We start from the raw sequence: 13,984 nt of genomic DNA on the forward strand, positions 1-13,984 counted from the left end.
CGTCGTGTACATCTCCGCGCGCGCCGACTACGCGCTCCGGGCCATGCTCGCCGTCGCCGACGCCGCCGGGTCCCCCGGCGACCCGGCAGCCGGCGGCGGCGAGCTGGTCAAGGCGGCGAGCCTGGCCGAGAGCCAGGACATCCCGCTCAGCTTCCTCCAGGGCATCCTGCTCGACCTGCGGCGGGCCGGACTGCTGAACAGCCACCGCGGCACCGAGGGCGGGTACGCGCTGACCCGCCCGCCGGCCGAGATCAGCGTGGGCGACGTGCTGCGCGCGGTGGGCGGCGCGATCACCAGCGTCCGGGGCATACCCGCCGACCGGACCGGCTACCACGGCGTGGCCACCGGGCTGCGAGACGTGTGGCTGGCGGTCGACGGCGCGATCGCCCTGGTCGTGGACCGGACCACGCTCGCCGACCTGCTGAGCGACCGGGCCACGGCGCCCTGACGCTCGTCCGGTCACGGCGCCGGCGGCTGCGCCGGGTCGAGGACGGCCCCCGGCTGTCGAGTGTGCGGGGCGCTCATCCCGGAGGTGAAGCTGCGGGCGGCGCCACGATCCGCCGGGCCGCCGTCCGACGGCCGCCAGGGCCCGAACGCGGCCACCGCCGCGAGCGCCAGGCCGGCCCCCGCCACCGCGAGCACCAGCAGCACTTCCCGCGCTCCGCCTGAGCCGACGTCCCCCGCCATGACCACTCCCTCCGCGTCCGGCCGACCCCCCGACCGGTCCCCCATGCGACAGCATGGGGGACACATGTCCGTTGCGCAGTCGGGCAGGCGACCGAAAGTCGACTGATTCCCGACTCAGGACCGGGCCGGCCGGACCGCCGAGCCGGGACGCTCAGCCAGGTCGGACGCGGCCAGGTCGGGCACGGGTGGCCGGACGCGAGCTACCCGGATGCGAGACCGGGCAGAGGCGGGACTGCGATCAGCGGCGGCGCGGGCGACGGCGGGGACGGGTCGCCTGAGCGGGGTGCGCGGCGGCGGGCGCGGTGATGGTCACCGGCACGCCGGACGGCTCCCGGGCGCCGGTGAGCCGGGTCAGCTCGCCGTCGCCGGGGCGTACCCGCGTGGTCTTGGGGTTGATGCCCGCGGTGCTCATCAGCCGGGCCACGTCGCGGCGCTGCTCCGGCAGCACCAGCGTGACCACGGTGCCCGACTCTCCGGCCCGCGCGGTCCGGCCGCCCCGGTGCAGGTAGTCCTTCGCCTCGGCCGGCGGGTCGGCGTTGACCACCAGGTCCAGCCCGTCGACGTGGATGCCCCGGGCCGCCACGTCGGTGGCCACGAGCGCGGTGACCTGACCGGTGCGGAACTGCTCCAGGATGCGGGTGCGCTGCGGCTGCGACTTGCCGCCGTGCAGCGCCGCCGCGCGTACGCCCTTGGCGAGCAACTGGCGGGCCACCCGGTCGGCGCGGTGCTTGGTGGCGATGAACACGATGGTGCGGCCCTCGCGGGCGGCGATGTGCGCCAGCGCGGCCTGCTTGTCGTCCGCCTCCAGGTGCAGCACGTGGTGCGTCATCGCGGTGACGGTGGCGGTGCCCGGGTCGACGGAGTGCGTCACCGGATCGGTCAGGAACCGGCGGACCAGCCGGTCCACGCCGCGGTCCAGGGTGGCCGAGAAGAGCATCCGCTGCCCACCCGGCGCGACCTGCTCCAGCAGCTTCGTCACCTGCGGCAGGAAGCCCATGTCGGCCATCTGGTCCGCCTCGTCCAGCACGGTGATGGTCACCTGGTCCAGCCGGGCGTCCCCGCGGTCGATCAGGTCGTGCAGCCGGCCCGGCGTGGCGACCAGCACCTCGGCGCCGGCGCGCAGCGCGGCCGCCTGCCGGGTCAGCGAGAGCCCGCCGACCACCGTGGCGCAGCGCAGTCCGAGCGTGGCGGCGTACGGGGTGAGCGCGGCGGTGACCTGCGCGGCCAGTTCCCGGGTGGGTACGAGCACCAGCGCGAGCGGGCGGCCCGGGCGGGCCCGGCGGCCGGCCGTACGGTGCAGCAGCGGCAGCCCGAACGCGAGCGTCTTGCCCGAGCCGGTACGGCCCCGGCCGAGCACGTCCCGGCCGGCGAGCGAGTCCGGGATCGTGGCCGTCTGGATCGGGAACGGCGCGGAGATGCCCTGCGCGGCCAGCTCGGAGATGAGCGCCGGAGCCAGGCCGGTGGCGGCGAACGTGGGCAGGGTCGTGGTCATGCGGAAAGCCTTCCTCGACGCGGCACGTGTCGAGGAGGGGCGCCGGGTTACGGCGCGTCACCGGCGTCACCGGTGGTCACAAGCACGAACCGAAGGGACGGGCCGGCCCAGCAGAGGCGGGCCGGCCCGTGCACCGCGCCCGAGAGGGCGCGGTGGTGGTGCCGGTTGATCCGAAGATCAGAGCGGGCGGATGTTCTCCGCCTGCGGGCCCTTCTGGCCCTGGGTCACCTCGAACTCGACCCGCTGGTTCTCGTCCAGGCTCCGGTAGCCGGAGGTCTGGATCGCCGAGAAGTGGGCGAAGACGTCGGCGCCGCCGTCGTCCGGGGTGATGAAGCCAAAGCCCTTGTCAGCGTTGAACCACTTGACGGTGCCAATTGCCATGTGTTTCGTCTCCTTGACGGAACGGTCGGCCCGCACGTGTTGCGGGCCGGAGAGGAGCACCCCGCGCGTGGAATACGCGGCGTGCTTGTCGCTGCTGGTCGCCCCGCCCGGAGAACTCCGGACACAACAAAGCGCGCCTGGGGCCACAATCCGCCAGGCGCACACAGAGTCTCTGGAAACCAAAACTGCAACCCGGCTAACGTATCACGGGTTCGCGTGCTGCGGAAGATCCCCCGGGATTTCCGGCACGGCGGCCACCAACGCGGCCAGCCCGTCCACGTCGAGCAGATCGGCCGGGCGGACCGTGGCGGAGTCCCGCACGTAGTGGAACGCGGCGCCGACCCGCTCCACCGGCACCCCGGCCAGCTCCGCCCAGGCCAGCCGGTAGACCGCCAGCTGCACCGCCGCCGCGTCGGCCTCCCGGCCCGCCGGCTGCCGCCCGGTCTTCCAGTCGACCACGTCGTACCGCCCGCCCGGACGGGCGAACACGGCGTCCATCCGGCCCCGGACCACCACTCCCGCGATGACTGTGGCGAACGGCACCTCCACCTCCACCGGCACCCGGTCGGCCCACTCGCTGGCCAGGAAGCGCTCCTGCAACTCGACAAGCGCCTCGTCCGGCGCCGCGTCCTCGTCCGCCGCGCCGGGCAGCTCGTCCACGTCGAGGAGCCGGTCGGCGCCGAAGCGCTGCTCCAGCCAGGCGTGGAACGCGGTGCCGCGCCGGGCGTACGGGTTGGGCTCGGCCGGCATCGGGCGGCGCAGCGTCCGGGCCAGCGCCTCGGGGTCGCGGCGCAACGCCACGAGCTGGGTCACCGAGAGCTGGCCGGGCAGCTCGACCTCGACCGCCTCGGCCTGCCGGGCCAGCTCCGCCCGCTCGGCGAGCAGCAGATCCGCCTCCCGCCGCCAGCGGGTCACCTCGGCATCATCCGCCGCGCCGGTCGAGGCGATCAGGGCCGCTTCACGGCGGGCCGCCTCCGGGTCGGCCAGATACCGGCGGACCAGCGCCGCCGCCTCGGTCAGCGCGGGCCGGCGGGCGCCGAGCGGGTCGGCCGGCCACTCGGCCCGCAGCACCGTCTCGGTGGTCGGGTTCACCGCGTCCCCGGCCGGCTCGGGCGTCCACGCGTCCACCACGTGCCCGCCCGGGCCGGCCAGGCAGGCGTCGTGCACCTCGCGCAGGAACACCGACGGGCCGCGGAACCGCTTCGTCCCCTCCCCCCACCAGTAGCCGGAGCAGAGCAACAGCCGGCGGGGGCGGGTCACCGCCACGTACGCCAGGCGGCGCTCCTCCCGCTCGTCGTGCGCCCGCCAGGCGTCGGTGAACTCGGTGAGCGACCGGGCCACCGCGCGCTGGTCCTCCGCCTCGGGCAGGGCCAGCTCGGGCAGCCCGTCCGCGTCGCCGCGCAGCGGGAACGGCAGCACGCCCAGCCCGCCCAGCCAGTGGTCGGAGTTGCGGACCGGCCCCGGCCAGACGCCCCGGGTCATCCCGGCCACCGCCACCACGTCCCACTCCAGGCCCTTCGCGGCGTGCGCGGTGAGCACCTGCACCGCGCCGGCCACCACCTCGACCTCGCCCGGCGCCAGCCCGCGCTCCTCGTCCTCGGCGGCTGCCAGGTAGGCGAGGAAACCGGCGAGCGTGGCGCCGGGCGTCTCACCGCTGAACCGGGCCGCCACGTCGCCGAGCGCGTCCAGGTGGGCGCGGGCCAGCCCGGCGTCCCCGGCGCCGTCCCGCCCTGCCCGGACCGCCACCTCGACGTCCAGCCCGATGGTCCGCTCGATGTCCGCGATCAGCTCCGGCAGCGACTGGTCCAGCCGGTAGCGCAGCAGCGCCAGCTCCATCCCGTACGAGCGCAGCCGCGCGTAGCCCTCGGCCGAGTACGCCTGCGCCGGGCCCAGGTCGGCCAGCGCCTCGACGAGCGTCGCCTCGTCCAGCGCGTCCACGATGATCTCCGGGCCCTCGTCGCCGGTGACCTCCCGGCGGCTGCGGGCGATCGCGCGGGCCCGGCGGTGCAGGGCGACCAGGTCACGCGGGCCGATCCGCCAGCGCGCGCCGGTGAGCAGCCGCAGCAGCGCCGCCCCGTCGGTCGGGTCGGCGAGCACGCGCAGCGTGCACACCACGTCCCGTACCTCAGGGGTGTCCAGCAGCCCACCCAGGCCGACCACGTCGACCGGCAGCCCGCGGGCGCGCAACGCCGCCTCGATCGCCGGGATCTGGCTGCGCACCCGCACCAGCACCGCTGTGGTCGGGCGGCGGTCGGCGGGGATGTGCTCGGGCAGCGCACCCGACATTCCGGCCGCGCCCCGCCAGGCCGCCAGCACGCTGTCCGCGATCCAGTCGGCCTCGTCGGCGTACGTCTCCAGCAGCGCGCAGTGCACGGTGCCACCGGCCTGCCCGCCCGGCGTGCGGTGCGGGATCGGGTCGCGGACGCTGAGCGCGGCGTGCAGTTCCGGCACGCGCGCGCCGGCGGCCCGCAGCGGCACCGACAGCGTGTTGGCGACGCCGAGGATCTCCGGCCGGTTGCGCCAGCTCGTGGTCAGGCTGAGCACGTCGGCGGGGCTGCCGTCGGTGCGGGCGAACTCGGCCGGGAACCGGTCGAGCGTGCCCGCGCTGGCCCCGCGCCAGCCGTAGATGGACTGGCACGGGTCGCCGACCGCGGTGACCGGGTGGCCGCCGCCGAACAGCGCGTTGAGCAGCACCACCTGGGCGTGGCTGGTGTCCTGGTACTCGTCGAGCAGCACCACCCGGAACCGGTCCCGCTCGATCACGCCGACGCCGGGGTGGTCGCGGGCCACCCGGGCCGCGCGGGCCAACTGGTCGGCGAAGTCCATCGCCTCGAAGTCGTCCTTGCGCCGGGCGTACGCGCGCACCAGCGGCAGCAGCTTCAGCCGGGTCCGCTGGAGCTGGAGCGCCTTGCGGACGTCGGCGTAGACCCGGCCGGGCCGGGACTGCACGTCGGCGAAGAACCGGCCGGTCCAGGCGGCCAGCTCGTCCGGGTCGACCAGGTGCTCGTCCAGCTCACCGGCGAGCGCCAGCACGGCGTCGGTGATGGTCGACGGCATCCGGTCCACCTCGGACATGTCGCCGTCGTAGTTGCGCACCAGCAGATCGACAAGCTGCCAGCGAGACGCCTCGGTGAGCAGCCGGGTGGTCGGCTCGTACCCGGCCCGCAACCCGTGCTCGGTGACGATCCGCCCGGCGTACGAGTGGTAGGTGGACACCGTCGGCTCGCCCGCCAGCGGGTCGTCGTGCGGGTCCCGCCCCTGCCGGCCGAGCCGCCGGATGAGCTGGTCGAGGCGGGTCCGGACCCGGTGCGCCAGCTCGCCCGCCGCCTTGCGGGTGAAGGTGAGGCCGAGGATGTGCTCGGGACGTACGTAGGAGTTGGCGACCAGCCAGACCACCCGCGCGGCCATCGTCTCGGTCTTGCCCGAGCCCGCGCCCGCGACCACCAGCAGCGGCTCCACCGGCGCGGCGATGATCGCGGCCTGCTCCCGGGTCGGCGCGGGCAGCCGCAGCAGCTTGGCCAGCTCCACAGGCGTGTAGCGGGGCCCGGCGTCGGCGGCGCGCGGCGCGGGCGTGGCGGAGGCGCCGAACAGCGCCGGCTGAACAGTCATGGCCCGGTCCTTGTTCGCGACTGCGGGGCTGGCAAAACCGGCTCACTCCTCGCGCTCACGGCTGGTTGTCCGGTGGTGGCTCGACCACCTGGCGGCCCTGGCCGGAGACCGGGCAGCTGGTGCGTACCGGGCAGACCCGGCACTTGGAGTTGGCCACGGCGGCGAACGTCGAGGCGGCCATCGTGTCGGCGGTACGGCGCACGAGCGCGGTGGCCCACCCGGCCTCCGGGCCCTCCCCGGCCGCCGCCTGGGTCTGCTCCCTGGCGTCACGCGCGCCGGTGCCGAGCTGCACCAGCGCGGCGCCGCCCGGCTCCTCGCCGAACTCGGCGAACCCGCCCGCCTCCACCGCCGCCTGGTACGCACCGAGCTGCGGATGCTCGGCCACCTCCCGCTCGGTGACCGCCGTCGACTTGCCGGTCTTCAGGTCGATCACCACGAGCCGCCCCTCGGCGTCGACCTCCAGCCGGTCGACCCGGCCGGTCAGCTCGATCGGGCGGGACGGATCGTCGAGGCGGACCGCGAACTCGTGCTCGATCGCGAGCAGCCGGCGCGGGTTGCCGGCCAGCCAGCGCAGCAGCTTGTCCACCATCGCCTCGGCGCGCTGCCGCTCCGGACCGGCCATCCACCGGGCGGCCAGCTCGATCGCGTCGAACCGCGCGGCCACGTACTCCAGCAACGCCTCCCGGTCGACGCTCGCGTCCTCCGCGAGCATGGCGGCGGCGTGCACCAGGTTGCCGACGCCCTGCGCAGCGCTCGCCGGGCCGCTGCCGCCGTGCCGTTCCAGCAGCCAGCGCAGGCTGCACCGCAGCGCGCTCTCCATCGCCGACGGGGTGACCCGCACCGGCTCGCCCTCGTCGACAAGCGGCCGGTCGTCGGACAGGCCGCGCAACCCCCACCAGTCGTCCGGGTGCGCGCCGGGCACCCCGGCGGCGGCCAGCCGCGCCAGCTCACCCGCCGCCGCGTGCTGCCGGATGACCGGCGTCGCCGGGTCGGTGACTGCGGTACGCAGCTCCGCCACCAGCGCGGACAGGGTGAGCCCACGCGGCGGGAGGGTGACCGGGAGCGCGGCGGGCGACCCGTCCTGCGGATGCTCGTCCCCGTGCGGCACCGGCCCGTCCGAAGCTTGCCCTCGGGTGGCCGGGCCGGTCGGGCCGGTCGGGTTCGGGCCGGTTCCGCCGGTGGCGGGTGGGTCGGCGGCGGCCAGTTCGTGCAGGAAGCGGCTCGGCTGCTCCTCGTGGTCGTCGCCGCCGACCGCGGCGGACGCGACGGCGGTGACCAGCAGCCGCCGCCGCGCCCGGCTGATGGCGACGTGGAACAGCCGCCGCTCCTCGTCCAGGAGCGCGGACGTCTGCCCGACCAGGCTGGCCCGCAGCCCGGCCCCGTCGGCGCGACCGGCGAGCACGTCGACGAGCCGCTCCGAGCCGAGCAGGCTGCCGCGCAGGCGCAGGTCCGGCCAGACGCCCTCCTGCACCCCTGCCACCACGACCAGATCCCATTCCAGGCCCTTGGCGGCGTGTGCGGTGAGCAGGCGTACCGCGTCGCCCCGGTCGGCGGCGGCGGCGAGCGTGTCGGCGGGCAGCTCCTGCCCGAGGACGTGGTCGAGGAACACCTCGGTACGCGCGCCGGGCAACCGGTCGGTGAACCGGGCCGCCGCGTCGAAGAGCACGAGCACCGCGTCCAGGTCCCGGTCGGCGGCCTCGGCCCGCCAGCGCTGGGCGGTCTCGTGCTCGCCGGTGGCCGCCCGCCCCCGGGTGATCGCCCCGGCCCAGCGCTCGGCCAGCCCGCTCTCCCGCCACACCGCCCAGAGCACGTCCTCGACTGTGGCGCCGGGCCGACCGGCCGTTTCCCGGGCGGTCGCGAGCAGGTGCGCCACGGTCTGCGCGGGCGCGGCCCAGCGACGCTCGATGGTGGCCAGTTCGGCCCTGTCGCGCAACGCCTCCACCAGCAGGTCACCGGAGGGACGGCGGTCACCGGCGGCCAGCGCCAGCGCCCGCAGGCCCTGGCGCAGCCGCCGCTCGGCCAGCGGGTCGGCGCCACCGAGTGGCGAGTGCAGCAACGCGACGGCCGCCTCCTCGTCCAGCCGGTCGGGTTCGAGCGCGCAGCGCAGCAGGAGCAGCAGCGGGGCGACCGCCGACTGGAGGTGCAGCGGCAGGTCCTCGCCGTGCACGACGGTCGGCACGCCGGCGGTGTGCAGCGCGCGCCGCAGCGACGGCAGTTGCCGGCCGGTGGAGCGGACCAGCACCGCCATCCGGGCCCAGGGCACACCGTCGAGCAGGTGCGCCTCGCGCAACGCGTGCGCCAGCCACGCCGACTCGCTGGTGGCGGACCGGAACGTCCGCACCTCCACCGCCCCGGCCCGGGCGCCGGGCAGCGGGCGCAGCCGCCGGTGCGCCGCCGGGCCGCGCAGCCGCCGGGCCAGCCGGGCGGTGGCCGCCAGCAGCTCCGGCCCGGCCCGGTACGAGGTGGTGAGCGTGACCTGTGCGGCCGGCGCACCGGAGGCGGTGCGGAAGCGGTGCGGGAACGTGGTCACACCCGCCGGGTCTGCGCCGCGGAACGCGTACGTGGACGAGTCCGGGTCGGCGAACGCCACGACTGACCGTCCACCTCCGGCCACCACGGCGAGCAGGTCGAGCTGGGCCGGGTCGGTGTCGGCCAGCTCGTCGACGTACACGTGGGACAGACGGCGGCGCTCGGCGGCGAGCAGCTCGGGATCGTCGAGCAGCATGCCGGTGGCGGCGCGCACCAGCTCCGCCGGGTCGTACGCCACCGAACCCCGGTTGCTCACGTCGCGCAGGGCGAGCACGGCCACGTACTCCCGCAGGAAGCGCGCGGCGGCCGGCCAGTCCGCGCGGCCCAGCCTCTCGCCCAGCCGGGCCAGCTCGACCGGGCCGACGCCACGCTCCGCGGCACGCATCAGCAGGTCGCGGAGCTGCTGCGCGAACGCCCGGGTACGCAGCGCGGGACGCATGTCCTCCGGCCAGCCGACCGGGTCGTCGCCGGGCTCCTCCCCCACCACGTCGAGCAGTTCCCGGATGATCAGATCCTGTTCCGGACCGGTGAGCAGCCGGGGCGACGGCTCACCACGTTCGGCCGCCGCGCGGCGCAGCAGCCCGAACGCGTACGCCGGGAACGTCCGTACCAGCGGCTCCCGGATCACCCGGTGTCCGCCCCCGGCGATCCGCGCCTCGATCCGGTGGCGCAGCTCGGTGGCGCCGCGCCGGCCGAAGGTGAGCACGAGGATCCGCTCCGGGTCGACGCCCTCGGCCACCCGGGCGGCCACCGCCTCGACGAGCGTCGTCGTCTTGCCGGTGCCGGGACCGCCCACCACCAGCATCGGCCCGTCCGTGTGCGCGATCACCTGGGCCTGCACCGGATCAGCGTTCGTGCCCTGTCCGGCCACGGCTTTCGGCGAGGTGCTCCCGGGCTGGTGCGGCGGGGCGGTTTCCGGGTGCGCGGCATCGCCCGCCGACCCCCCGGATCGCGGCTCCGCCTCGGCCGGCCCGTCGGACCGACCCACCCCCTGCCCCGCCCCGGCGTCGTGGGTGACCCCCGCCCCCGCGCCGCCGGGCCGGCGCACCAACCGGTACGCCTGCATCACCGACATCCCACCACGCCGGTACGACACCCGGAAACCGACGTCCACTCCGCGCGCCGCAGCTCATCCCAGGTCGCGCGACAACCGCCACCCCCGCTGACACCGATCGGCGAGGCGAAAGGCCAGCGGGAGGCGAAGGCGGGGCGGGAGGCGGGCGCGAGGCGGTCAGGTCAGGCGGGCGTCGATCAGGTCCAGGGCGGCGGGCACGCTGTCGGCGACCAGCAGCAGGTCCAGCGCGGCCGGCTTGAGGAACCGCTGCTCGCCGAGCCCGCGGATCCAGTCGAGCAGCGGCCGGTAGAACCCGTCCACGTCGACGATCACCATCGGCTTGGCGTGCAGGGCGAGCGTGGCCGTGGTCCAGACCTCGAACAGCTCGTCGAGCGTGCCGAGGCCGCCGGGCAGCGCGACGAACGCGTCGGACTTCTCGTCCATCAGCGTCTTGCGGCTGGCCAGGCTGTCGGTGACCAGCAGCTCGTCGGAGTCCAGGTCGGCGACCTCCAGGTCGACCAGGGACTGCGGGATGACGCCGACGGTGCGCCCGCCGGCCGCCCGCGCGCCCTGCACCACGGCGCCCATCATCCCGACGCAGCCGCCGCCGCTGACCAGCGTGTGCCCGCGCCGGGCCAGCTCCTCACCGGTCTCGGTGGCGAGTGCCAGCCAGCGGGCGTCGAGGGTACGGGAGGACGCGCAGAAGACACAGACGTTCGCCACGGGTCAGCTCCGTCCCGCCGGGCCCTCGGGGGCAGCCTCGGCGGCGGCGCGCTGGTCGTCGGTCAGCCGGGCGACCGCCTCCTCGCGGACCGCCTCCTGCTCGGCGGAGAGCACCGCCTCGGCCTCCACGATGTGCCGGACCGCCTCGTTGACGTCGTCGGTGAGCCGGATCAGGTCGAGGTCGGCCGGGCCGATCTTGCCCTCGGCGGCCATTGTGGCGCGCAGCCAGTCGAGCAGCCCTCGCCAGTAGTCGGTGCCCATCAGCACGACCGGGAAGCGGGTCACCTTGCGGGTCTGCACCAGGGTGAGCGCCTCGAACAGCTCGTCCAGGGTGCCGAAGCCGCCGGGCAGCACCACGAACGCCTGGGCGTACTTGACGAACATGGTCTTGCGGACGAAGAAGTAGCGGAAGTCGATGGCCAGGTCGACCCAGTCGTTGAGGCCCTGCTCGAACGGCAACTCGATGCCGAGCCCGACGGAGAGGCCGCCGGCCTCACCGGCGCCCCGGTTGGCGGCCTCCATCACGCCGGGGCCGCCGCCGGTGATCACCGCGTAGCCGGCCCGGGCCAGGGCGCCGCCCAGTTCCTCGGCCATCCGGCACTCCGGGCTGTCCGGCTTGCTGCGGGCGGAGCCGAAGACGCTCACCGCCGGGGGCAGGTCGGCGAGGGTGTCGAAGCCCTCCACGAACTCGGAGAGGATCCGCAGCGCGCGCCAGGCGTCCTTGGTCTTCCAGTCGCTGCGGCCCCGGGAGTCGAGGAGCCGCTGATCCGCCGTACTCGTCGGAATCGCCCGGTTTCGCAGCGTGACCGCGCCGCGGTGCCGTTCTCCCCGGTTCCGCTCCCCCGACTGGCCTCGCCCGGCCGACATTCCCCTGCTCTCGCCCATGGGGCCACCGTAGTAGAGCGGCACCGGCGCGGCGCGCGGGCCCGGGAGCCGGAGAAATCTTTGGGATCCGGGCAACTAATTCGGTCGCACGTACGTCTTACTATTCACATACCCGGTATGCCCGGGCGACGCGCCTTCGGGGGAGGAGCCTGCGTTGATCAATAACAGCGAGATGATCCGGATACGCCGTCAGATGCAGCGGCGGATCCGCGACGTGGTGGCCGAGCGCCGTCGCGCCCGGATGATGGAGACCCACCGGTCCGACCTCACCGGTGAGACCGGCGAGGCGGACGCGCCTCTGACGACGAGCGTCTGACGATCCCGGGGGCCCGCACGGTGGGAGCGGGCCCCCGGGATCTCAGCTCGTCAGGCCGGGGCCAGCCAGCGGTGCAGGGTGGCCGCGCCGTCCCGGATCTTGGTCAGTTCGACGTGCTCGTCCTTGTGGTGCGCCAGGTTCGGGTCGCCGGGGCCGAAGTTCAGCGCCGGGATGCCCATGGCCGCGAACCGCGCCACGTCCGTCCAGCCCAGCTTGCCGATCGGCGCGGCGCCGACCGCCGCCAGGAACTCCTGCGCCGCCGGGTTGTCCAGCCCGGGCGGCGCACCGGCCGCCGCGTCGGTGACCGCCAGCTCGAAGCCGGCGAAGACCTCGCGCAGGTGCGCCTCGGCGCCCGCCGGGTCGCGGTCCGGGGCGTACCGGTAGTTGATCTCGATGTCGCAGCGGTCGGGGATGACGTTGCCGGCCACCCCGCCGGTGATCCGTACCGCGTTGAGGCCCTCGCGGTAGTCGCAGCCCTCGATGGTCACCCGGCGGGCCTCGTACGTGGTCAGCCGGCGCAGCACCTCGCTCGCGCCGTGGATGGCGTTCACGCCGTGCCAGGAGCGCGCCGCGTGGGCCCGCTCGCCGTGCGTGGTGACGACCGCCCGCATGGTGCCCTGGCAACCCGCCTCGACGATCCCGTACGTCGGCTCCAGCAGCACCGCGAAGTCTGCCTCCAGCCACTCGGGGTGGCTCTGCGCGACCAGGGTGAGCCCGTTGTACTTCGACTCGATCTCCTCGGCCTCGTAGAAGAAGTACGTGACGTCGTAGCGCGGGTCGGGCAGCGTGACCGCCAGATGCAGCGCGAAGGCCACCCCGGACTTCATGTCGGAGGTGCCGCAGCCGTACATCAGGTCGCCGCGCATGGAGGAGGGGAAGTTGCCGTTGAGCGGGACGGTGTCCAGGTGGCCGGCGAGCACCACGCGCTGCGCCCGTCCCAGATCGGTACGAGCCATGACGGTGTTCGAGTGCCGGTAGGTGGTCAGGTGCGGCACACCGCGCAGCACCTCCTCGACGCAGTCGGCGATCGCCTTCTCGTTGAGGGATACCGACTCGATGTCGACCAGGGCACGGGTCAGCGCCACCGGATCGGCCAGGACCTCGGGGGTCAACGGGTTCTGCATGTCTCGCACGGTACCGTCAACCTCGGCGGGCCAGGGAACACGTTCGGCGAGGCCCGCGGCCGCGAGCAGCGGCGGACGCCGTTGCCGGAGGAGAAAGGTGACATCGTGACGTCCGCACCATCCGCCTGGGGCATCGGCCTGGCCACCGTCACCGCCGAGGACCAGATGCTCGACGCCTGGTACCCGACCGGCAAGCTGGGCCTGGGCGAGCTGCCGCTGGTGCCCGGCGAGGACCAGGCCGACGTGCTCGACCTGCCGCCGGGCGCGATCGGTGAGCGGGCACTGCCCGGCCTGCGCACCGTCGAGGTGACCACGCTGATCGGCTCGCTGGACGACCCGATCAAGGACGCCGCCGACGCGTACCTGCGGTTGCACCTGCTCTCCCACCGCCTGGTGCGGCCCAACGAGCTGAACCTCGACGGCATCTTCGGCAAGCTGGCGAACGTGGCCTGGACCTCGGCCGGGCCGTGCCCGCCGGAGCGGGTGGACGAGCTGCGCGTCATCGAGCGGGCCGCCGGCCGCCACCTGTCCGTGTACGGGGTGGACAAGTTCCCCCGGATGACCGACTACGTGGTGCCGTCGGGGGTGCGGATCGCCGACGCGGACCGGGTCCGGCTCGGCGCGTACCTGGCCGCCGGCACCACCGTCATGCACGAGGGCTTCGTCAACTTCAACGCCGGCACGCTCGGCACCTCGATGGTCGAGGGCCGCATCGTGCAGGGTGTGGTGGTCGGCGACGGCTCCGACATCGGCGGCGGCGCCTCGATCATGGGCACGCTCTCCGGCGGCGGCACGGAGAAGGTGCGCATCGGTGAGCGGAGCCTGGTCGGCGCGAACGCCGGTGTCGGGATCACGCTCGGCGACGACTGTGTGGTGGAGGCCGGCTGCTACATCACCGCCGCCTCGAAGATCGCCCTGCCGGACGGCCGGGTGGTCAAGGCCCGCGAGCTGTCCGGCGTCGACGGGCTGCTGTTCTGGCGCAACTCGGTGACCGGCGCGCTGGAGGCGAAGCCCCGCACCGGCCAGGGCATCACGCTCAACGCCGCGCTGCACGCCAACGACTGAGCCGTACCCCCGTGGGGGGGGGGGGGGGGGGGGGGGGGGGGGGGGGGGGGGGGCCGCGCCCCCGCGCCGCCGCGCGGGCCGCCGGCGGGCGCCCCCGGCCGCGCGGGGGCCGGGGCGGC

The 13,984-nt window shown here is 75.1% G+C and carries 11 protein-coding genes; 3 read left to right on the forward strand and 8 right to left on the reverse strand.

All coding sequences use genetic code 11. The features are described from left to right. Positions 1-4: 4 nt before the first annotated feature. Positions 5-448 carry an Rrf2 family transcriptional regulator gene (locus ACFYON_RS20475; protein ID WP_354871647.1) on the forward strand — a complete coding sequence of 148 codons (444 nt, stop codon included), beginning with the start codon at positions 5-7 and terminating at the stop codon, positions 446-448. An 11-nt stretch (positions 449-459) separates the two neighbouring features. Here ACFYON_RS20475 and ACFYON_RS20480 read toward each other — a convergent pair whose 3' ends face one another. From ACFYON_RS20480 to ACFYON_RS20510, 7 genes are all read right to left on the reverse strand, one after another. Then, positions 460-687 carry a hypothetical protein gene (locus tag ACFYON_RS20480; RefSeq protein WP_354871649.1) on the reverse strand — a complete coding sequence of 76 codons (228 nt, stop codon included), beginning with the start codon at positions 685-687 and terminating at the stop codon, positions 460-462. 238 nt (positions 688-925) lie between these two features. After that, the gene (locus ACFYON_RS20485; protein WP_354871651.1) at positions 926-2,179 is read right to left on the reverse strand and encodes a DEAD/DEAH box helicase; all 1,254 of its coding nucleotides are present in this window, start codon (positions 2,177-2,179) and stop codon (positions 926-928) included. A 177-nt stretch (positions 2,180-2,356) separates the two neighbouring features. Next, the gene (locus tag ACFYON_RS20490) at positions 2,357-2,560 is read right to left on the reverse strand and encodes a cold-shock protein (RefSeq protein ID WP_013288421.1); all 204 of its coding nucleotides are present in this window, start codon (positions 2,558-2,560) and stop codon (positions 2,357-2,359) included. A 204-nt stretch (positions 2,561-2,764) separates the two neighbouring features. Then, on the reverse strand, positions 2,765-6,169 hold the full coding sequence (locus tag ACFYON_RS20495; protein ID WP_354871654.1) for a UvrD-helicase domain-containing protein: 3,405 nt from the start codon (positions 6,167-6,169) through the stop codon (positions 2,765-2,767). Between the two features lie 55 nt (positions 6,170-6,224). Next, positions 6,225-9,764 (reverse strand): ATP-dependent DNA helicase, encoded by a 3,540-nt coding sequence (locus tag ACFYON_RS20500; RefSeq protein WP_354871717.1) that lies wholly within the window; start codon positions 9,762-9,764, stop codon positions 6,225-6,227. A 165-nt stretch (positions 9,765-9,929) separates the two neighbouring features. Continuing rightward, positions 9,930-10,475 (reverse strand): TIGR00730 family Rossman fold protein, encoded by a 546-nt coding sequence (locus tag ACFYON_RS20505; RefSeq protein ID WP_354871656.1) that lies wholly within the window; start codon positions 10,473-10,475, stop codon positions 9,930-9,932. Positions 10,476-10,478: 3 nt separating this feature from the next. Beyond that, the gene (locus ACFYON_RS20510) at positions 10,479-11,360 is read right to left on the reverse strand and encodes a TIGR00730 family Rossman fold protein (RefSeq protein WP_387188238.1); all 882 of its coding nucleotides are present in this window, start codon (positions 11,358-11,360) and stop codon (positions 10,479-10,481) included. Positions 11,361-11,514: 154 nt separating this feature from the next. Between ACFYON_RS20510 and ACFYON_RS20515 the strand changes: the two genes are divergently transcribed. Continuing rightward, complete coding sequence (locus ACFYON_RS20515; protein WP_354871659.1) at positions 11,515-11,676, forward strand: hypothetical protein; 162 nt, start codon at positions 11,515-11,517, stop codon at positions 11,674-11,676. Positions 11,677-11,726: 50 nt separating this feature from the next. Here ACFYON_RS20515 and dapE read toward each other — a convergent pair whose 3' ends face one another. After that, entirely contained in the window at positions 11,727-12,800 is a 1,074-nt protein-coding gene (gene dapE / locus ACFYON_RS20520; RefSeq protein ID WP_354871661.1) for a succinyl-diaminopimelate desuccinylase, read from the reverse strand. A gap of 105 nt (positions 12,801-12,905) precedes the next feature. On the opposite strand from dapE, the gene dapD reads away from it, so the two are divergent. Next, positions 12,906-13,865, forward strand: a complete 960-nt coding sequence (dapD, locus tag ACFYON_RS20525) for a 2,3,4,5-tetrahydropyridine-2,6-dicarboxylate N-succinyltransferase (RefSeq protein WP_354871664.1) — start codon at positions 12,906-12,908, stop codon at positions 13,863-13,865. Positions 13,866-13,984 lie beyond the last annotated feature (119 nt).

Source organism: Micromonospora sp. NPDC005686 (assembly GCF_042871665.1).
Classification (GTDB): Bacteria; Actinomycetota; Actinomycetes; order Mycobacteriales; family Micromonosporaceae; genus Micromonospora.